The sequence below is a fragment of the Streptococcus didelphis DSM 15616 genome (assembly GCF_000380005.1).
GTDB lineage: Bacteria > Bacillota > Bacilli > Lactobacillales > Streptococcaceae > Streptococcus > Streptococcus didelphis.
Genome location: NZ_KB904188.1, coordinates 385,575 through 406,920, shown reverse-complemented (window position 1 = coordinate 406,920; position 21,346 = coordinate 385,575). Strand labels below are relative to the sequence as shown.

The window sequence follows — 21,346 nt, the reverse complement described above, 5'->3', positions numbered from 1 at the left end:
ATCATACCTCCTGTAGCTCTTGTCTTTGATATTGGTCATAATACCAGCCCTTTAAGGCATACAGTTGGTCCGGACTACCTTTTTCAATAATGCGTCCCTGGTCTAAAACAATTACCAAGTCAGCGTGCTGAATGGCTGATAAACGATGGCTAACAATGATAGTTGTCTTATCCTTTCTTTGTGTTTGAATATTATGAATAATATCAACTTCTGTTTTAGCATCAACTGCTGAGAGGGAATCATCCAAGATAAGCAAATCAGCTTGTGATATAAAAGCTCTTGCAATAGAAATTCTCTGCTTTTGTCCCCCTGAAATGGATAGGCCTCGTTCACCAACCTCTGTATCTAACTCCTTAGTCATTCTTTTAATATCCTTGCTAAAAGAAGCTGTTTGTAGAGCCTGTGTAATTTCTTCTTCACTAGCATCTTTTTTACCTATAGCAATATTAGCATGGACGGTCTTAGAAAATAAGATATGTTCTTGTGGAACATAGCCAATACGACTTTCCAAAGAGTATCGCCTATAGTCCAAAATATCATGACTATTAATTAGTATTTGCCCCTGACCTTTTGGATATTGTCTTAAGAATTGCTTGACGAGAGTTGTTTTCCCTGAACCTGTTTTGCCAATTATTCCTAAGGTCTGACCTTTTTTAAGGTTAAGATTAAGATTTACTAAACTCAGTTCCTTGCTATTAGGATAAGAAAATGAATAATTTAAAAATTCTATCTCATCATATGCTTCCAAGCTTAAGTGACCATCTTTTTCCATATCATCACTAGTTTCAATCAGCTCATTAATCTTATTAAAGGAATTATTACCAGTTTGGTGAACCAAAATATAATCTGATAACATACCAAAAGGCTCCACTAGAGATACCAAATAAAGCTGCAGGGCGATTTACCTGTCCCAGACTCACTTTTCCTTCCTCAATGAAATGTAAACCAGTGACTAATAAAAGTGCCGTACTAATTACAATCATAACATTGTAGATTGGAAAATAGAGTCCTCGATAAGTAGCAATCTCATTCCAACGTTGAGCTAAATCTTCAGTCCTACGGCTAAAATTTGTTCTTAAATAGTCCTTTTTACTATAAGCTCGCATAACGCGAATGCCTTCAACCGTCTCTAAAACTTCGTCACTTAAAGCTGAGATGGCTTCTCTCGCTTCCTCCACCAGTTTTTCTTGTTTTTGAGTAATAAAATAAGTCATTACCATCATCAAAAGGATGGGTAGCATTCCAATCAAAGTTATTTGCCAAGAAATTAAAAACATGGTTGGAATAACAAAGACAATCATCCCTCCTGCATAGAGAATAATCATCAGGCCATATCCTATGTATTCCATTAGTGCTTCAACGTCTGTTGAAAAACGAGTCATCATATCACCAGACCTAAATTTTTCGTAGAATGGCTTACGCATAAAAATTAATTTTTTAAAGGCTCTCTGTTGTAAATCACATTTAAAATGAACAGCTTCTTGGAACAGTTTCAAATGCCAAAGGTAAGCTGTAACATAAGAAGTAACTGTCGCAAGAAATAAAATAAATAAGTGAATCACCAAGGACTGATAAGTTAAACTAGCCTTGGTCATCTGATCAACCAAGCCTTGAATAACCTTGGTTGGTATAATAAGTGATAGATCATAAATAATAAGACTTATGGCAACAAGTATGTAAACCCATTTCTTATTTTTAATATATTGAATAATTAAGGATAACATCTTATCCTCCTTTTCTCTTTTTCCAGTAAATATTAGAATATATCAAGATTTTTCCACGCAAAAAGCCCGCAATAAGATACCTTTCCTACCGCGGGCTTGTTATTATTAGTTGCACAAAAACAAACTAACTTTTTCGGTCAGAAAGGAGATAAGTATTGAAATCGTTCATATTCATATAATTCTTTAAATTGTTCATTAGCATATTCTCCTTTCATTTAGCTTAATTAAAATACTAGCATAGTATAATCTATTTGGTAAGGGCTTTCAAAAATAAAATGCATAAACTATTATTCTTTTATCTTAAAACATATGTCTTTCAAACGGTTACAAACTTATTTTTTATAAAAAATTAAATTATTTTTAAGTTTTTCCTTATGTTTTATTAAATTTTTATTGAACTCGTCCGTAAAAGATAGTAAACTTAATGAGTACCACATTTTATTCATTAGGAGATATTATGAAAAAGCGCATTGTTTTAAAAAGTAGCATTCTAGCACTTGTAGCTGGTATGACAGTTATGGTGGGCTCTGCCCAAGCTGATCAAGTGGATGTCCAAATTCTTGGTGTCAATGATTTCCATGGAGCAATTGATCAAACCGGATCTGCCTATATGCCAGAAGGTAAGGTAGCTGGTGCAGGAACTGCAGCCCAACTAGATGCTTATATGGATAAGGCACAAAAAGACTTTACTGATCAAAGTAAGACCCCTGAGGCTACTAGTATTCGCGTCCAAGCTGGTGATATGGTTGGAGCAAGCCCCGCAGATTCAGGTCTTTTACAAGATGAACCTACTGTTCAAGTTTTTAATGAAATGAACTTTGAATATGGAACCCTTGGTAATCATGAATTTGATGAAGGCCTCGCTGAGTATAACCGCATTATGACTGGTCAAGCTCCTGCACCTGACTCAACTATCAATGACATTACTAAAAATTATAACCATGTGCCTTCAAAACAAACAATCGTTATTTCTAATGTTGTGGATAAAGAAAGCGGTCAAATTCCTTATGGCTGGCAACCTTATGCTATTAAAAATATACCTGTTAACAATACTTCTGTAAATATTGGTTTTATTGGAATCGTAACTTCTGAAATACCAAATTTAGTTTTAAGACAAAACTACCAACAGTATAACTTTTTAGATGAGGCAGAGACTATTGCTAAATATGCCAAAGAATTAAGAGCAAAAAATGTGAATGCTATTGTAGTCCTTGCCCATGTTCCTGCAACTAGTGATAAAGAAGGCCGTGTAGGAGAAGAAATAGCTACTATCATCAATAAGGTTAATAAGCTTTATCCAGACAATAGTGTCGATATTGTCTTTGCTGGCCATAATCATCAATACACTAATGGAACAATTGGAAAAACTAGAGTTGTTCAAGCCTTGTCTCAAGGAAAAGCCTATGCTGATGTTAGAGGGAAATTAGACACTGACACCCAAGATTTTATTGACACACCTTCTGCTCAAGTACTTGCTGTCGCCCCAGGCCTCCTAAAAGGTAGCAGTGAAATTCAAACCATGGTTGATCAAGCTAAAACCATTGTTGCACAAGTAACAGAAGCTAAAATTGGACAGGCTACAACCCCAGATACCATTTCGCGTCAAGTAAATGATAATAAGGAATCTGCTGTTGGGAATTTGATTACAAAAGCTCAGCTAACAGTTGCTAAAGAAACCTACCCTGACATTGATTTTGCCATTACTAACGATGGTGGTATTCGTTCAGACTTATTGGTAAAAGCAGATAAAACAATTACTTGGGGTAGCGCACAAGCTGTTCAACCATTTGGTAATATCTTACAAGTGGTCGAAATGACCGGCCAAGATATCTATGATGCCTTAAATGAACAATATGATGAAGGGGAAAAATACTTCCTCCAAATGTCTGGTTTGAAATACACTTATACAGACAATGACTTAGCAGATCCTCTTAAACCATTTAAAGTTGTGAAAATCTATAAAGACAACGGTCAAGAAATCGACCCTAAAGCAAGCTATAAATTAGTGATAAATGATTTCTTATATGGTGGTGGTGATGGCTTTGCAAGCTTCCGAAAGGCAAAACTATTAGGTGCTATTAATCCTGACACTGAAGTATTTATCAAGTACATAAAAGATTTAGAAGCTAAAAACGAGCCTGTTTCTGCTAACCTATCTGGTGTCAAAACCTACGTAACAGCTGTCCTTGAAAGTTCTACAAGTCAAGATAGCCAAGGAAGACATGATATTATCAAACGTCTTTACCGTGATAAACAAGGAAAGATTATTTTTGTTGAAACCCTATCTGATCTCTTCACACCTTTTAATAAGCTAACAGTTTCTCCTCAAGTTAATGCTTCAAAAGCAGACTCTACTACTTCTACTACAGATGACCAAGTTTCGCTTCAAAAAGATGCTACAAAAAAAGAACTCCCTAGAACTGGGAGTGAGGAAAATACTTCTTTGATAATGTCCTTACTAGGCATGATTAGTTTATCTGCTGTCAGAGTGATAAAGAAAAAAGACACTAAGTTCTAATAAAACTACACGTTACTAGTTCTTACCTACCACAAGTTTACATTTGGAAACTTATCTCCATCTTAAAAACTTAAGGGTAATAACTAGTATTTTTTAAATTAAAATCCCCTCTAAGTGGTCTAATTCATGCTGGCAGATTTGAGCAGCTAATCCTGTAAGACTTAAACTTTTTTTCCGCCAGTTTAGATCAAGATAGTCTACCTTAATCTGATGATAACGCCTTGTTTTTCTAGCCCCTTTTAAGGAAAGGCAGGTTTCTGTTGTCTCATAGGGTTGGCTTTTTTCAACCAATTTAGGATTAAACATAAGTAAATCAACAAATCCCATACTAACAATAATAATTTCTTTCTTTTGGCCAATCATGTTGGCTGCCAAGCCAAGACAGGTCTCCCTATGAAAGGACAAAGTGTCTTGCAAATCCTTGCCAATCCACTTATCTTCTTTAGTAGCCAAGACAGACTTTTGTTGGAGAAAAAGAGGGTCTTTGACGATATCTTTTATCACAGTTCTACTCCTTAAACTTTCTTTTCTTTATTATAACAAAAAGAACTCCAACTAGAGTTCTTTTGGCATTTAGACACATTTATGTTAGACAATTCCTTGGGCTGACATAGCTTGCGCCACTTTAAGGAAACCTGCTATATTAGCACCTACTACTAAATTACCTTCTGCTTCAAATTCTTTAGCAGCAGCTGATGTATGTTTATAAATATCTTTCATAATATGATAGAGTTTGTCATCGACCTCAGCAAATGTCCAAGCTGTTCTAGCACTATTTTGGGCCATTTCTAGGGCAGAAACTGCTACACCACCTGCATTTGCTGCCTTGGCAGGTGCAAATAAAATACCAGCTTCATGGAAGAGTTGAATAGCTTTTAAGGTAGAAGGCATATTAGACCCCTCTGTAACTGCTATAACACCATTTTGAATTAGTGTCTTAGCATCATTTTCATCTAATTCATTCTGGGTAGCACAAGGAAAGGCTAAATCAGCTTTGATGGTCCAGATTGATTTTTCTTGGGCAGAAGTGTAAACAGCATGAGGGTGTGACTCCTTATACTCTTTGATGCGTCCTCGTTCTACTTCCTTGATGCGTTTGAGGGTTTCTAAATTAATCCCATTTTCATCATATATAAAACCAGAAGAGTCTGAAGCCGCAATTACCTTAGCACCTAGATCATGGAGTTTTTCAATAGCATGAATAGCCACATTTCCTGAACCAGATACAAGGGCTGTCTTTCCTTTAAAATCATATCCTTTAGATGCTAGCATATGCTTGGCAAAGTAGACCACCCCATAACCAGTAGCTTCAGGACGCGCTAAAGAACCTCCGTAAGCAATTCCCTTACCTGTTATGACACCATTTTGATAGCCATTTAAACGCTTGTATTGACCAAAAAGATACCCAATTTCACGCGCTCCTACCCCAATATCACCAGCAGGAACATCTAAATCTGGGCCAATATGTTTTTGAAGTTCAGTCATAAAACTTTGGATAAAACGCATAACTTCCAGATTTGATTTCCCTTTTGGATTAAAGTTAGAACCTCCTTTTCCTCCTCCTATTGCTTGTCCAGTTAAAGAATTTTTAAAGACTTGTTCAAAGCCAAGAAATTTAACAATGGATTGATTAACAGATGGATGAAAACGCAAGCCCCCTTTGTAAGGACCAATGGCTGAGGAATATTGAACCCGATACCCTCGATTAACCTGTACCTTACCTTGATCATCGACCCAAGGTACTCTAAAAGAAACAATCCTTTCAGGCTCTACCAAGCGTTCAAGAATATTTTCTTCAATGTAATTAGGATATTTATCAAAAACAGGTTCTAAGGATTGAAAAACTTCCTCAACTGCTTGCAAAAATTCTTCTTCATTAGGATTATTCTGTTTGACCCTGTCAAAAACACTTGCAACATATTCTTTTCCTGTCATCATCTTTTTCCTTTCACTAACCTTCATTAAGTTACTAAACATTATAAATTGTCTCAAGAATCTAGTCAAGCCATTGCAATTATCCTAGCTATCCTAAAAATCTCCCTGCTAAGTCATAGCTAGAGGGAGATTCTTTTATTATTGAGCATTTTTAAATTGGCTCTTATAGAGTTCATAGTAGAAACCTTGTCTATCTAAGAGGCTCTGATGAGTACCTTGTTCGATAATCTGACCATCTTTTAGAACCAATATCTTATCTGCTTCTTGAATAGTTGATAACCTATGAGCAATAACAAAGCTTGTTCTCCCCTTCATTAATTCCTTCATGGCTTTTTGGATTAATAATTCTAAACGCGTATCAACAGATGACGTTGCCTCATCTAAAATCAAAATTTTGGGATCGGCTAATAGGGCTCTGGCAATGGTTAAAAGTTGTTTTTGACCTAGTGAAATATTATTAGACTCTTGATTCATCATCATCTGATAACCACCTGGTAGCGTTCTGATAAAGTGATCAACATTAGCCGTCTTGGCCGCTTCAATAATTGCTTTATCACCGGCCTGTAAATTACTGAACTGCAGGTTTTCCTTAATACTTCCTTCAAACAACCAAGCATCCTGCAAAACCATCCCAAATTGACTACGATAAGCTTGACGTGACAAATCTCTAATATCATAACCATCTACTGTAATTGAACCACTATTAACATCATAAAAGCGCATTAACAAGTTAATAAGCGTTGTTTTACCTGCTCCTGTTGGACCCACAATAGCAATCATCTCTCCTGGTTCTACCGTTAAATTGAAGTCTTGAATAAGAGGTTTACCTTCTTCATATTTAAAATCAACATCTTTAAAAGAGACCTGTCCTGTCAAAGGAGCTTTTAGGACATGTTTCGGCTCAGACAAATCTTCTACCTCATCTAAAACACTAAAAATACGTTCTAGAGATGACCTTGCACTCTGAAGCACAGGGGCTAGCTGGGTAATAGTTTGAATAGGTTGACTAATCTGCCAAGTATATTGAACAAAAGCCTGCATATTACCAATAGTTAATCTTCCCGCTATAACTTGTAAACCTGAAATCAAGGCAATAATCATATAGACAGAATCAGAAATAAAATGTAAAACAGGCATCATAATCCCAGAAATAAAGCTTGCCTTAAAGCCAACTGCTTGTAGCCTATTTGTAATATGATGAAATTCTTCTTCTGAAGCCTCTTCACGACCATACAATTTTAAAATATTAAAGCCAGTTAACCTTTCTTGGACAAAGCCATTCATTTCACCTAAAATTTTTGCCTGTTCCTTAAAATAAGGCTGAGATTTTTTTAAAACAAACTGACTTGAGAAATAAATAAGTGGCACAGCTATAATTAATAAGGACGCTAGAGGGGCATTAATATAAAGAGCCATACTAATAGCAAGAATAATAGATAAAAAGGCATTAATAATTTGTAAAAAAGATTGCTGTAAGGCATTAGATACTGTCTCAACATCTGAGGTAAAGCGACCTAACATATCCCCAAATTGATGTCTATCAAAATAAGATACTGGTATCCGATTAATCTTATGACTAAGATCTTGCCGTAAATCTTTGATACTGGTCTGAACAACCTTTGTCATAAAATAATTAGATCCATAAGCTCCTACTTCAAATAATAAGGCACGGATAAAATATAGGGTCAAAATAAAGGCAATATAGTTGCTGTTGATACCTGATCCTTCAACTCCTTTTGCCATATCAATTAAATTTTTGGAAATTTCAGTAATTGCAAGGCCTAGTACAAACGGCTCCAAAACACTCATAATAGCACTGAGGACCTTGAGAAGAATAGCTGATATTAATGATAACTTATAACGTCCTAGATAAGACCAAAGACGTTTTAATAATTTTCTTACTGACATCAGTCAACCTCCTCTTGCCTTGATTTACTATTTAATTGAGAATTAGCAATTTCCGCATAAATAGTATTGGTTTGTAAGAGCTCTTCGTGGGTTCCACGACCAACGATTTCCCCTTCATCAAGGACAATAATCTGATCAGCATCCATGATCGTTCCAACCCTTTGGGCTACTATCAGAACCGTAGCATCTTCAGTGACCTCCTTAAGACGCTTCCGTAATTCAGCATCTGTTTTATAGTCGAGTGCCGAAAAAGAATCATCAAAAATATAAATATCAGGCTTTTTAATGACTGCACGGGCAATAGATAGTCTTTGCTTTTGACCACCTGATAAATTGCTACCACCTTCAGCCAGATGAGTTTGGTAGCCCTCTTGACGACTTTCAATAAATTCTTTAGCCTGGGAAACATCTGTAGCCTGATCAAGTTCGGGGAAACTTGCATCTTCTTTACCATACTTCAAGTTTTCCTCGATAGTTCCTGTAAATAAAAGAGCCTTTTGTGGAATAAAGCCAATTTTAGACCGAAGAGCCTTGAGCTGATAATCTCGAACATCAATCCCATCCACTAAAATTTTACCAAAGGTAACATCATAAAAACGAGGAATTAAATTAACAAGAGAAGACTTTCCTGACCCTGTTGAACCGATAAAAGCGATGGTTTCTCCTGGCCTAGTTTTAAAGGAAATATTATTTAGAACTGGGTTTTCTGTTTCACCTGGATAAGCAAAGGTAACATTGTCAAACTCAAGATAGCCACGACTTTCACTTTCTTTAATACCATCCTCATTTTTAGATATGGAAAGTGGCATGTCTAAAACCTCATTTATTCTTTGACTAGAAACAGACATCCTAGGATACATTGTAAAAAGATTAGCAAATATCAAAAAGGAAAATAGAGCATGAAAGCTATATTCTATAAAAGCAACCAAATCTCCAATCCTAAATTGCCCCTTAGCTAAAGGATCAAGTGCAAACCAAACAATAGCCACAATCATGGCAATAATAATTTGTACAAATAAGGGTTCCGTTAAACCTGTAAGGATAAATAATTGTTTAGAAATTCCAGCATATTCTTCATTCTTTTTATTAAAACGATTTTCTTGAAATTCTTCTCTAGAAAAGGCTCTGATTACCCTAAGCCCAGTTAAATTTTCACGAACCAACTGATTAATCTTATCGAGATTTTTTTGTTGTTTTTCAGATAAGGGCTTAGTTTTTAGGGCAACATAGAAAACTACTAGTGCTAAAAAGGGAATAGATACTGCTACAATCCAAGCTAAAGAAGGACTGGTAACCAGTATCATGACAACTGAAAAAATCATCATAAGTGGTGTTACCACCCCCATTCGTAAAGACATTTCAGCAAATTGCATTAAAACAAAAGCATCATTTGTAATCCGAGTAACCAAAGAAGAGACTCCAATTTTTTCATACTCTGTATGAGAATAATCTTGGATTTTCTGATACATATCATTTCTTAACTCTTTAATCATGGTGGTCGTTAACTGACTTGAAGCATAAGATAAGATAATACGTCCTATAACACCTAAAAGCACAATGACAAACATAATCATTGCCCAAAAATAAAGAGCCTTACTATCTTTGCCTGCTACTCCTTGATCAATCATCTTGGCTAAGACTGTTGGCAACCCTAAATTAACTAAAACAAAAAAGAGAGCCCCTACTAAATCTAGTAACAACCATTTCTTTTTCCTTTTCAAATAAGACCATATTAAAGCCATTTGTCACCTCCTCTTAATTGTTTATAAAAGAAGCGCAAATGTGCACTTCTTCTATTGTTATTACAGTTTATCATAGACTCTCATTTTTGGGAGGAGAAAATAGCCTCTTCCTTTCATTGAGATAATTATGATAAAATCTTAACTTATTTTCCTAAATCACTTAAGTATTCATAACGCTCGTACTTTTCCATGAGGTTTATATTTAACTCATCTAGCTGAGCCTGTAATTGTGCTAAGTGATCATAATTACTAGAAAATCTTTGCATTTCTGCTTGAATGTCTTCGATTTTACTTTCAATAGAAAAAATAGTATCTTCAATACTTGCCCATTCTTGCCTTTCAAGATAGGACATTTTCCTCTTCTCAGCTGGATTATTAGTAGAAACTTGTTCTGCTTTTTTCTCCACTAATGTATTTTTTGTTTCTTGGAAGGCTTTTTCATCTAAATAATCACTATAATTACCATGATATTCAAGGATTTGTCCATTTTCAAAAGAAAGTAATTTTGTTGCTACCTTATCTAAAAAATACCTATCATGACTGACTGTAATAACAGGACCTGCAAAAGTATGCAGGAAATTCTCCAAAACCGTCAAAGTTGCAATATCTAAATCATTGGTCGGTTCGTCTAGTAACAAGACATTTGGTTTTTCAATGAGAATTTTCAAAAGATAAAGACGTTTCTTTTCCCCACCAGATAATTTTGAAATAAGTTTTCCATGGCTAGAACGCGGAAATAAGAATTGTTCTAAAAGGTCACTAATACTTATTCTACCATTACTTGTTTTAACCTCATCAGCAATTTCTTGCAGATATGTAATCAGACGCTTATTATCATCCATATCCTTAATCTGCTGTGAAAAATAGCCTACCTTGATTGTTTCCCCAATTTCTAAACGACCAGAAGTTGCTTCTAAATCACCATTAATAAGATGTAGTAAGGTGGACTTACCCACCCCATTTTCACCAATGATACCTATTCTATCCTTATTCTGAATAATTAAATTAAAGTCTTTTATCAAAGGTTTCTGTGAATCATAGCCAAAGGATAGGTTTTCAAAAAGAAGAACTTTTTTCCCAATCCGACTCGTTTCAAAATGAATATCTAATTCTTGTTTATCAGTTGTATCACTAATGCTATTCTTTAACTGGTGAAACCGATTAATCCTAGCTTCTTGCTTGGTAGCCCTAGCTTGAGGTTGCCTACGCATCCAAGACAACTCTTGCTTATACAATCGCCTCTTTTTATGGAGGTTTGCAGCATCACGCTCATCTTGTTCTGCTTTTAAACGGACATAATCTTGGTAGTTACCATGGTATTCATGCAATTGAGCATTGTCTAACTCAAAAATACGGGTCGCTAAACTATCCAAAAAATACCTATCATGAGTGATAAATAGCACTGTCTTTTTACTTGTTTTTAGATAATTTGTAAGCCAGTTAATCGTATCAATATCTAAATGATTGGTAGGCTCGTCAAGAAGTAACAAATCAGCACTACCAAGAAGAACTTGAGCTAGTTGAACTCGCCTTCTCATTCCCCCAGATAATTCCCCAACTTTTTGTTGTAAATTGGTAATTCCTAGTTTTGAAAGAACAGTCTTAACCTCACTTTCAAGTGACCATACATTATTTCTATCCATTTCTGAAATAAGCTTTTCAAGCTCTTCCTGCCTAGCTTCAGAATAATCTGCCATCAAAAATTCATAATGACGAATGAGCTTCATCTCTGGCAAATCAGATGATAAAACGGTATCTAAAACACTATGACTATCATCAAAAAGAGGATTTTGAGTTAGATAAGCCATCTTATAATCTTTAGCTTTTGATATTGGAGATAAGTCCCCATCAAATCCTATTTTCTCAGATAATACATCTAATAAGGTAGTTTTCCCCGTTCCATTGACGCCAATAATCCCTACTCTATCAAAGTCATGTATGATGAATGAAATATCTTTAAAAACAGTTTTATCTCCTACTGTTTTACTGAGTTTATCAACTAATAAATCACCCATTGTCTAACTCCTTTAATAGATAGTTTTTGATAGCAAGTCTATCATTCTCCAACTCCCCCATCACAATTGCCACCTCTATCTGATTTAGCAAGTATCCAAGATGAGGACCTGGCTTACACCCAAGTTCTTTGATTAAATAACTACCATTGACTACAATGTCATGCTTATCATAGATTGTAAGACTATTATAAATGGCCTTTAAAGCTTCAAAATCATAATCTAAAGCATGAGCCCTTCTTAACTCCTCACTCAGCATAGCTACCTCAAACCCGTAATAGTAGAGATCCCAAGAGGTCACTTTTCTTTCCTTGCGAATTTTATAAAAGGATAGAATCTGATTAACCATTTTCTGAAAATCATTAGATGTTTTCCAGCCCTTAAGAAATAGCTTGACATTTGAAACTTTTATTTCAAGTATAAGAGCGGCCCAGGCCTGCTCGCTCCTTTTAAACGAAAAGCTGGGCATAATAGAATGAATCAAACGGTTAAGTCCTATTGCTTGACCTTTTAAACCAGGTAAATAATCATAAGCAGCAGCCTCTATTAATTTCCCTAATCCCAGTTTCCAATTATCAGCTGTCAATAATTTATCAAATTCTATAAAGGAACGTTCAACCGAAATCTTTTCTAAAAGATGAGCATGAGAACACATTGCTAAAAAAGTCTTTTCTTCTATATCAAAATCCAGACTTGCCGCAAAACGAAAACCTCGCATAATTCTCAAGGCATCTTCTTCAAAACGTTCCTCAGCCCGACCAACAGCTCTTAATTTTTTTACTTTTAAATCTTCAAGCCCATTGAAATGATCAATAACCTGTCCATTTTCATCTAAGGCAAGGGCATTAACTGTAAAATCTCTTCTCTTTAAGTCTTCATCCAAAGAGCGTACAAAAGAAACCTGACTTGGCCTTCTGTAATCTACATAAGCTTCCTCAGTTCGAAAGGTAGTGATTTCATATTCTTTCCCATTTTCAAGGACCAAAACCGTTCCATGTTCAAGACCAATATCAACCGTCCTGGAAAAGATAGATTTTGTCTCTTGAGGATAGGAGCTTGTGGCTATATCAACATCATGAATAGGACGATCTAATAAGATATCTCGTACCCCTCCTCCAACGAAGTAGGCCTTATAACCAGCATCCTTAATTTTTTTTAATATTGGTAAAGCCTCCTGAAATTCAGAAGGCAATCGTGTTAATTTCATATAATATTCTCTAATCTATACAGACCTCAGGTCTCTTAGCTTCTAAAGTTCTCTCTTTATACCTAAAAAGTCTAGAAACGACTACGGTTAGACTAGCCTATGTTAAGTTATTTATTTAACTTTTGGCGTGAAACCAATCCCTACGGCATTGGAACCCAAATGAGTCCCTATGACAGCACTAAAATCAGCCTCTGTAAACTGATCAGGCAAGCCACTTTCAATTAAAAGCTGCTTTAAATAAGCTGCCTTATCAGAGCCATTGGCGTTAATAATTGAAAAATCATACTCATCTTTTGCATGCTGTTCATTTAGCAAGTCTACTAAACGTTTCATAGCCTTCTTATCAGTTCTCACTTTCTCAAAGACAACTATCTTTCCTTCTTCATCAAACTGTAAAATAGGTTTAATACTTAATAAATTACCAAGTAAAGCTGATCCATTTGATAGACGGCCACCTTTTACCAAGTGATTTAAATCATCTACTAAAATATAAGCAGATGTCCCATTAATTTTAGTTTCTAGACGTGATAAGATATCCTGAAAAAGTAAATCATCTTCATGCCACTTAAAAATAGAAGCAATCATATTTCCTACTGGAACAGAGGCAATCTTGCTATCAGGAAAAGCAATAGTAAGTTCTGGATGCTCTCCAATTAAAAACTGAATATTTTGCCAAAAGCCAGAGATTCCTCCAGCCAAAAATAGACCAATAACATGGGTGTAACCCTCTGTTGAAAGTTGACTTAATAAGTTATCTAGTTCTACTAAGGAAGGTTGACTCGTTTTAGGTAATTCTTTAGAAAGAGCCATTTTTGAATAAAATTCAGCTAAACTAATATTAACACCTTCATAGTAGGTCTCTCCCTCAATCATGATAGGAATATTTAAGACATAAAGATCTTGATGAAGGGCTATATTATCTGGTATAGCTGCTGTATTATCCGTTATTACTGCTAATTTCATTAATTTTTAAACTCCAAATTAATACCTGGTCTATCAAGTGCAATCTCGGTCACTTCATAAGTTAAACGTTGAACCATATCCAATAAGGGAGCCGCTAAAGACTCTACTTCTGCTTGCGTAAATTCACTTGGTTTATCAACAAGCTTATCAAGTATTCTAACCATTTGTGAAATAACCCCACTAATAACGAATTCTTCTTTTACAATTGTAAATTGTAAAACAGAAACGATAGTTGTTTCATTTTGGGCTACATCTTTATTAATTAATTGAAAAGTTACTTCAAAATTTGTTTCAGGGGTGCCATTTTCTTTTTCCCATTCCAAATTTCTAGCATCATAATGATACTGATTTACAAATTCTTTTTCTCTTTTTACTTGCATATTTACTATTCTCCTTGAACGCGATATTGACCATTATAGCATAGTTTTCAGGATTATAAAAGATGGCTTAGCCTAGTATTTTTTCTGAGGATGTTTGTCAATGACCTCTGGATATTTTTTTAAGGCTGTAATTCCTTTTTCCAAGAGACTGTAAGATCTCACCTCAAATAAGCTTCCAAATTCTTCCTCGCTATAATGCTCAAGAATAGCTCCTTCAAGGTCACTTCTTTTCATTTTAGATAAACCTTGAACACCTTTTTCTTTTAAGAATTCTTTTAATTGCGGAGCTGCTAATTCTTTCATAGAAGTAAAGGGAGAATCTACCTGAACATAATGGTTATTTATAAGCCATTGTAATTCTTGTTCTGCATGAATCCCATAAGTAGTATAAAAATACTTGTGATGTGGGCTAGCTGTGCTATAAGTACCAAAATTAATTCGCCACAACATGATAAGATGCCCTGGCAAAAGTCCCTCATCAGTCCTAATCATATTTCTTTTAGCAATAGGCTTTCTCATTAACTCTTTTTCATATTTAGGATGAATGTAAGGCATTTCTGAATGATTTTCATAGATTTCTTTGAGTGTTTTCATAACCTTATTATAACAAAAAATCACCCCAAAGGATGATTTTAGTTTTCTTTTTTACTGATTCTCATTTAGAAGTAAATCCTAATAACCTTTTACCCAAAGTGACCATGCATCATCTTGAGCCAAAGTTGCAGCATCTGTGTAAGCTCTTCTATGTTTATTCCAAACATAATTTGAACTTGTGGCATTAGTTTCAGCTGCTGTATTTGCTACAGGACTTGGTGCAGTTGCTTGAGGAGCTGTGTTTTGAACATCATATGCAGTTAGGCCATAAGTTTGAATAATATTATTTAATTTAACATTATATGAAGTATCAGTGGCATAAAGACCTGTTAAAGCTGCTGTTGCATCTTGGTAAGAAAGCGTATTTGACTTTCTTACACCTGCATAGGTATTAGTACTTAATAAATTAGCATAGTCGTATAAAGAATCGGCAATACTTGGATAAGCTCTAAAGGGCTGATCAATTTCATAAGGATTACCATGTCCATCATCTTCCCAAGTTTTCATCATAACAGAAGAACCACCATAAGCACCCTTTATACCAAAAAAGTTATGATAAGGAGCCTGACTTAAGCCTGACTGACCACTGCTTGATTCTAAAATAGCTTGGGCAATCATAACAGAAGCATAAAGATCTCTTTCTTGAGCAATCTGACTAGCTGTGCCTGCAATTTCATTAATAAAAGTCTGAGTAGGTCCTGCTGTCAAAGTCTCTGCTGAAACACCAGTCTCCTTATGAGTTGGTTGAACTACAAAATAAGTGACTGCAATCGCTATTAGTGAAATAAGAGCAATTGCTATTTTTTTACCTTTCGTCATGGTCATTTCTATATTCCTTTTTATTTTCTACTTTTAATATCGAATAATATTATAACACAGCTTTTTAGTATTTCGCTACAAAACTTCTTTATTTAATTTTTTTGTATTATTTTGTATTAAAACTGAAATATTCTTCAAGTGTAACTAAAAACTATAATCAAAATTATAGAGATGATAGCTACTAATAAGCTGATTTAATTTATCATTATAAGCACTATCAGTTGCATAGACGCCTCTTAAAGTAGCAGTAGCTTCTTCATAATTCTTGGTTTTTGATTGATGTGTTTTAAGATACAATGGATCCTCTAGAACTCTAGCATAGTCCTCAAAAGAATAAGACAATTTATTATAGGAACGAAATCTAGCATCTATTTGATAAAGGTTTCCTTGACCATCATCTTCTAGAGTTGGTAAGATAACAGACTTCCCTTTATAATCTCCTTTAATACCAAAAAAGTTATAATAAGGCTTTTGACTTAGCTTTGATTTACCATTATTTGATTCTAAGATGGCTTGGGCTAACATGATTGAAGTATAAAGGTCTTTCTTTTTAGCTACATGATTAGCAGTGCTAGCAACTTTACTCATAAAAGTCATAGTTTCTGTTCCTGAATAGATTTTTAGTTCTTCCTTTTCTTTGGATAGACTAAATAAGCTATAAGAAATAACAAGTAACAAGTAAATTACAATCCAGCTAGAAAAGTCTAAACCTTTCTTTTTACTTCTATACTTTTTCTTGTAATTCTTTTTCTTCATTATTTCCCTTCCTAATTCATTATCTTCTTTTATTAAGTATAACAAAAAACTGAAATCATATCTGATTCCAGTTTCATTTTAAAGTAAGTTAAATTATGCTTTTGTACGAAGAGCTCCAAAGAGAATTCCGGAAACAAGAGCTCCTACTGCTACAAATAGAAGATAAAGTATTGGATTACTTGTTAAAGCAATAACAAATATACCACCATGAGGAGCCAGTAACTTAATTCCTGCAAATCCTACAAGTGCTCCTGTTAAGGCTGAACCTGCAATAAAACTTGGAATTGCTCGGGCTGGGTCTGCTGCACCAAAGGGTATGGCCCCTTCAGTTATAAAGGATAGTCCCATAACAATGTTTGTTAAACCAGACTCACGTTCTTCAAGGGTAAATTTATCTTTAAACAATAGAGTCGCTACAAATACTGCAAGAGGAGGCACCATGCCACCTGCCATGACTGCTGCCATAACTACAGAACCACCATTAGCAACACTTGCAGCTAGAGTTCCTGTACCAAAAACATAAGCTGCTTTATTAACAGGTCCACCCATATCAACAGCCATCATTCCACCAACTAATAAGCCCATTAGTACTGCTGAACTTCCTGACAATCCTTCTAAGAAGTTATTTAAAGTAGTATTAATAGCTGCCATTGGAATGTTAATAAATAACATTAAGAAACCAGTAATTAAAACACCTAAAAGTGGATATAAAAGAATTGACTTAATTCCTTCCAGCGAACGTGGAAGCCCTACTAGTAATCGACGTAAAACTAGAACCACACCACCTGCAAGGAAACCACCAACTAAAGCTCCTAAAAATCCTGAAGGAACACCTGCTAATGCTAATGTAGATTCCCCTCCAGCAGCAAAAGGAATCTTACCAAAGGCTAATCCACTAGATGCAATAGCACCAGCTACAAAACCAGCTACAAGACCTGGCTTTTCAGCTATAGAATAGGCAATATAACCTGCTAAAACTGGTAACATAAAGGAGAATGCCGCCCCACCAATATTTTTAAAGATAGCAGCTATCTCATGATAAGATCCTAAATTAGCTAACTGGTCTTTAGGAACTCCTAACATATTATCCAGTAGAAATGCGAGTGCAATCATGATACCACCACCAATAACAAATGGTAACATCTGGGAAACACCACCCATTAGATGCTTATAAAATCCGCTTCCTAAAGAAGCTCCTTCCTTATTCCCAAAATTCTCAGTTTTTTGTTGGGAACTATTCTTAGCAATATAAGGCTTAGCTTGGTTATTCAAAATAAGACTAATCAGTTCGTCACTCTTTTTAATACCATCTGACACAGGTCTTAAAACAAGAGGTTTTCCATCAAATCGATCCATAGCTACAGCCTTATCAGCAGCAACGATAACTCCCTTAGCCTGTCTTATATCTTGCTCAGTCAGGGCATTTCCGACTCCAGAAGCACCATTTGTTTCAACTTTTATGTCTACTCCCATTTGGGCAGCTTGTTTTTTCAAAGCTTCTTCTGCCATATAAGTGTGGGCAATTCCTGTTGGACAGGCAGTTACTGCCACAATAAACTCTTTATTAGTCGAAGATAATTTTTTAGTTTGACTTGTTTTTTTATCTTCTGCTTCAAACTTATCAAATAAATCAATAACTTCTTGTTCAGACTTAACCTGTCTTAATTGATCAACAAAACCCTCTTTTAGCAAATATTGAGATAGCTTAGCAAGTGCTGCTAGGTGGGTGTCGTTAGCACCTTCTGGGGCTGCAATCATAAAGAATAAATCTGTCATCCCCCCGTCTAAGGCCTGATAGTCAAGCCCTTTATGGGATTTAGCAAATAAGACAGCAGGCTGAATTACTGCTATATTTTTACTATGAGGCATAGCAATTCCATCACCTAAACCAGTTGATGTTTGTGCCTCACGTATCATAATACCTGATTTAAAAGTATCAAAATCAGATACAATTTTCTTAGCTACTAAATGAGAAACCATCTCATCTATTGCTGCTTCTTTGGAAGAAGCTTGCAAATCGAGTAACATTAAGTCTTTTCTTAATAAATCTTGAATTTTCATCTTTTTTCTACCTCTACTTTTTGATATATTTCTTTGATAAAGTCAATTGTCGCTAAATCATCAGAAAATGCTGTTGATGTCCCACAAGCAACCCCCCATTTTAAAGCTTCAAGAGGATCTTTTGTACTGACAAACTTTCCTGTGAAACCAGCAACCATTGAATCACCAGCACCAACAGAATTCTTCACATTTCCTTTAATAGCTTTAGCAAAATATGAAGCATCTTCAGTAATCAATAATGCTCCGTCTCCAGCCATTGAAATGATAACATTTTGTGCACCCATCTCTAGAATTTTTCTACCATAGGCTTCCACTTCTTCTAAGCTGGTTAATTTAACCTTAAAGATAGCCTCAAGTTCGTGATTATTGGGCTTTACCAGTAAAGGTTGAAATGCCAGAGAATCTAATAAGGTTTGTCCTTCAAAATCACATACTAGCTGAGCGCCTTTTTCTCTAACTAGAGGAATTAAGTCACTATAAACACGATTCCCCAGATTAGCAGGGGCAGATCCTGCAAAAATAACAGTATCTTCTTGAGTTAAAGATCCTAAAATCTCCTTCAAACTATCAAGATCTCTTTTGTCTATTTTTGGACCACTACCATTAATTTCTGTTTCCTGATCAGATTTAATTTTGACATTGATACGTGTGTCCTCTTTAACGGAAACAAAATTTGTTGCGATAGCTTCTGCTTCTAAACTGTCTTTGATGAACTGTCCCGTAAAGCCACCTAGAAAACCAATAGCTGTGCTATCTATAGATAAGCGTTTGAGAATCCGACTAACATTGATTCCTTTTCCACCTGCAAATTTGTCATCGCTTGTCATGCGATTAACAGACCCTGTCTCTAAATGATCAATCCTGACAATAAAATCGATAGATGGATTTAGAGTAACTGTATAAATCATACTTCAATCACCTCTGTTTTTTCTTTCATTTTCCTAATGAGTGCTGAGGAAGTTTTTTCGGTAATAATCTCTACCTTATCCAAGGGAGCTACCTTAGCAAAGGACACATGCCCAATCTTAGAAGCATCAACCAAGACATATGACTTTTTAGCATTCATAATAATAGCTTCCTTAATAACAGCCTCTTCCATATCTGGTGTTGTTAGATAGCTTTCATCAATACCATTCATACCCAAAAAGGCCTTATCAAAATTCATTTTTCGAATATGCTCTAAAGCAACATTTCCAATACTAGCATCCGTGGTGTATTTAACAAAACCTCCAATAATAATGGTTTTAATATTCCTTTCCACAAGCTTTGAGGCATGGTGAATAGAATTAGTAGCCACAGTAATATGTTTTTGTCCTAGGTTATCAATTAAAAACTCTGTCGTAGTTCCTGCATCAATAAAGATAACATCATTATCACAAATATAATCACAGGCCTTTTTAGCAATTTCCATCTTCACTTGACTGTTTTTGATAGATTTTTCTTGATTTGATAATTCTTCCTGTAAAGAAGGAAAAAGTTCCGCACCCCCATGAACTCTGTGAAGTTTCCCTTCACTTTCTAGTTCATCTAAGTCTCTTCTTACAGTAGATTCAGATGATGAAAGGATAGTCATTAAATCGTCTAAGGCAACATATTTATCCTGATTAATCTTATCCATAATGATTTGTTTACGTTTTGATTTTAGAATAAAAACACCCCATTTCTGAAATCGGTTACAGATAAATTATACTACATCATTTGTCAAAGTCAAGCAAATTCTTTCATTTCCATTCACTCTTTTGAATAATAAAAAGCTAGGTTCAACTTTTGGAGGTCAGTCCAGCCTAGCTTCTTCTCTTATTTAATGTTTAAAATATTTTCTTTAGCATGGATTAATTGAGTGATCAAGCGACAGTATGGAGTATCGATGCCTAATTTTTGACCTTTAGAATTAACAGCTCCATTTAAATAATCAATTTCTGTTAGGCGATGATTTTGGACTAAATCCTGGTGCATAGATGGGTAATGATGAGCCGCTTTAACAGAAGTATCCATTACATACTTGGTGATCTCTTCTTCCTTAAGTTCAACTCCTTCTGCTTTTCCAACTGTAACAAATTCATGGATAATTTCTTCAACCATTTTCACACCATCTTGGCTAGCAAAGAGTTCTCCAATTGTACAATCCAATAAAGCACAAGTTGAATTCATGGTTCCGTTAACACAGGCCTTTCGCCAGATATTCGGAAGGACATTTTCATCATAACTTGCAAATAATTTTGCCTGATTAAGCATATCTACAACCTGGTGACCTGCTTCCTTATTTTCAGGATCTATACTTTGTAGATTTAAAGCGCCAACCCCTTGTAAATGCGCATGACCTGGCCCTTTCAGGCCTGCTGTCCATACAGTAACACCCATAAGAATATTATGTTCAGCAATATACTGACGGATGACTTCTTCATGCCCAAGTCCATTTAAAAGACAAAGTACCTTTGTTTCTTGACCAATTATTCCTTGAATATCTTTCAACATTTGAGGCAATTGCATAGCTTTAGTAAATAAAATGATGAGGTCTGCTTCTTTGGTAGCTTGACTTGGTTTCATAATAGGAAGCTTAACCTTATCTTCTACATCACCAGTAATTATTAAACCTTCTGCTTTAATAGCTTGAATATGCGCATCCCAATTATCCAATAAAATAACTTCATTATCAGTCTTTGAAATTTGGTAACCAAAGCGACAACCCATAGCTCCTGAACCAGCAATATATACTAACATATAATC

16 protein-coding genes and 1 pseudogene are annotated in these 21,346 nt (G+C 35.2%); 1 reads left to right on the top strand and 16 read right to left on the bottom strand.

All coding sequences use genetic code 11. From position 1 onward, the window contains the following. Nucleotide 1: 1 nt before the first annotated feature. A pseudogene (locus A3GU_RS09480) lies at nt 2-1,724 on the bottom strand (ABC transporter ATP-binding protein). A 457-nt stretch (nt 1,725-2,181) separates the two neighbouring features. Between A3GU_RS09480 and A3GU_RS0102060 the strand changes: the two are divergent. Beyond that, complete coding sequence (locus A3GU_RS0102060; RefSeq protein ID WP_018365878.1) at nt 2,182-4,242, top strand: surface-anchored 5'-nucleotidase; 2,061 nt, start codon at nt 2,182-2,184, stop codon at nt 4,240-4,242. A gap of 93 nt (nt 4,243-4,335) precedes the next feature. On the opposite strand, the gene A3GU_RS0102055 is transcribed toward A3GU_RS0102060, so the two are convergent. The 15 genes from A3GU_RS0102055 to A3GU_RS0101985 all read right to left on the bottom strand — a co-directional run bounded on the left by A3GU_RS0102055 (nt 4,336) and on the right by A3GU_RS0101985 (nt 21,340). Beyond that, nucleotides 4,336-4,746, bottom strand: coding sequence for a peptide deformylase (locus A3GU_RS0102055; RefSeq protein WP_018365877.1), 411 nt, complete (start codon nt 4,744-4,746; stop codon nt 4,336-4,338). 84 nt (nt 4,747-4,830) lie between these two features. After that, entirely contained in the window at nt 4,831-6,180 is a 1,350-nt protein-coding gene (gene gdhA, locus A3GU_RS0102050; protein ID WP_026216415.1) for an NADP-specific glutamate dehydrogenase, read from the bottom strand. 135 nt (nt 6,181-6,315) lie between these two features. Further along, nucleotides 6,316-8,085, bottom strand: coding sequence for an ABC transporter ATP-binding protein (locus A3GU_RS0102045; protein ID WP_018365875.1), 1,770 nt, complete (start codon nt 8,083-8,085; stop codon nt 6,316-6,318). After that, nucleotides 8,085-9,827, bottom strand: coding sequence for an ABC transporter ATP-binding protein (locus tag A3GU_RS0102040; RefSeq protein WP_018365874.1), 1,743 nt, complete (start codon nt 9,825-9,827; stop codon nt 8,085-8,087). The genes A3GU_RS0102045 and A3GU_RS0102040 overlap by 1 nt, the downstream gene beginning before the upstream one ends. Nucleotides 9,828-9,970: 143 nt before the next feature. Continuing rightward, the gene (locus A3GU_RS0102035) at nt 9,971-11,842 is read right to left on the bottom strand and encodes an ABC-F family ATP-binding cassette domain-containing protein (protein ID WP_018365873.1); all 1,872 of its coding nucleotides are present in this window, start codon (nt 11,840-11,842) and stop codon (nt 9,971-9,973) included. Beyond that, nucleotides 11,835-13,046, bottom strand: a complete 1,212-nt coding sequence (locus A3GU_RS0102030; protein ID WP_018365872.1) for a CCA tRNA nucleotidyltransferase — start codon at nt 13,044-13,046, stop codon at nt 11,835-11,837. The genes A3GU_RS0102035 and A3GU_RS0102030 overlap by 8 nt, the downstream gene beginning before the upstream one ends. 111 nt (nt 13,047-13,157) lie before the next feature. Further along, nucleotides 13,158-14,009, bottom strand: a complete 852-nt coding sequence (locus A3GU_RS0102025) for a DegV family protein (protein WP_018365871.1) — start codon at nt 14,007-14,009, stop codon at nt 13,158-13,160. Continuing rightward, nucleotides 14,009-14,389 carry a DUF1149 family protein gene (locus A3GU_RS0102020; protein WP_018365870.1) on the bottom strand — a complete coding sequence of 127 codons (381 nt, stop codon included), beginning with the start codon at nt 14,387-14,389 and terminating at the stop codon, nt 14,009-14,011. Before A3GU_RS0102020 ends, A3GU_RS0102025 begins: the two co-directional genes overlap by 1 nt. 72 nt (nt 14,390-14,461) lie before the next feature. Further along, complete coding sequence (locus tag A3GU_RS0102015) at nt 14,462-14,983, bottom strand: hypothetical protein (RefSeq protein WP_018365869.1); 522 nt, start codon at nt 14,981-14,983, stop codon at nt 14,462-14,464. A 78-nt stretch (nt 14,984-15,061) separates the two neighbouring features. Continuing rightward, entirely contained in the window at nt 15,062-15,808 is a 747-nt protein-coding gene (locus A3GU_RS0102010) for a glycoside hydrolase family 73 protein (protein ID WP_018365868.1), read from the bottom strand. A gap of 138 nt (nt 15,809-15,946) precedes the next feature. Next, a complete protein-coding gene (locus tag A3GU_RS0102005) occupies nt 15,947-16,558 on the bottom strand; it encodes a glucosaminidase domain-containing protein (RefSeq protein ID WP_018365867.1) in 612 nt (203 codons plus the stop codon). Nucleotides 16,559-16,651: 93 nt separating this feature from the next. Then, nucleotides 16,652-18,619 (bottom strand): PTS fructose transporter subunit IIABC, encoded by a 1,968-nt coding sequence (locus A3GU_RS0102000; RefSeq protein WP_018365866.1) that lies wholly within the window; start codon nt 18,617-18,619, stop codon nt 16,652-16,654. Next, nucleotides 18,616-19,527: a 1-phosphofructokinase gene (pfkB, locus tag A3GU_RS0101995; RefSeq protein ID WP_018365865.1), complete on the bottom strand. Its 912-nt coding sequence runs from the start codon at nt 19,525-19,527 to the stop codon at nt 18,616-18,618. The genes A3GU_RS0102000 and pfkB overlap by 4 nt, the downstream gene beginning before the upstream one ends. After that, a complete protein-coding gene (locus tag A3GU_RS0101990; RefSeq protein ID WP_281167214.1) occupies nt 19,524-20,243 on the bottom strand; it encodes a DeoR/GlpR family DNA-binding transcription regulator in 720 nt (239 codons plus the stop codon). The genes pfkB and A3GU_RS0101990 overlap by 4 nt, the downstream gene beginning before the upstream one ends. Nucleotides 20,244-20,416: 173 nt before the next feature. After that, the gene (locus A3GU_RS0101985) at nt 20,417-21,340 is read right to left on the bottom strand and encodes a 2-dehydropantoate 2-reductase (protein ID WP_018365863.1); all 924 of its coding nucleotides are present in this window, start codon (nt 21,338-21,340) and stop codon (nt 20,417-20,419) included. Nucleotides 21,341-21,346 lie beyond the last annotated feature (6 nt).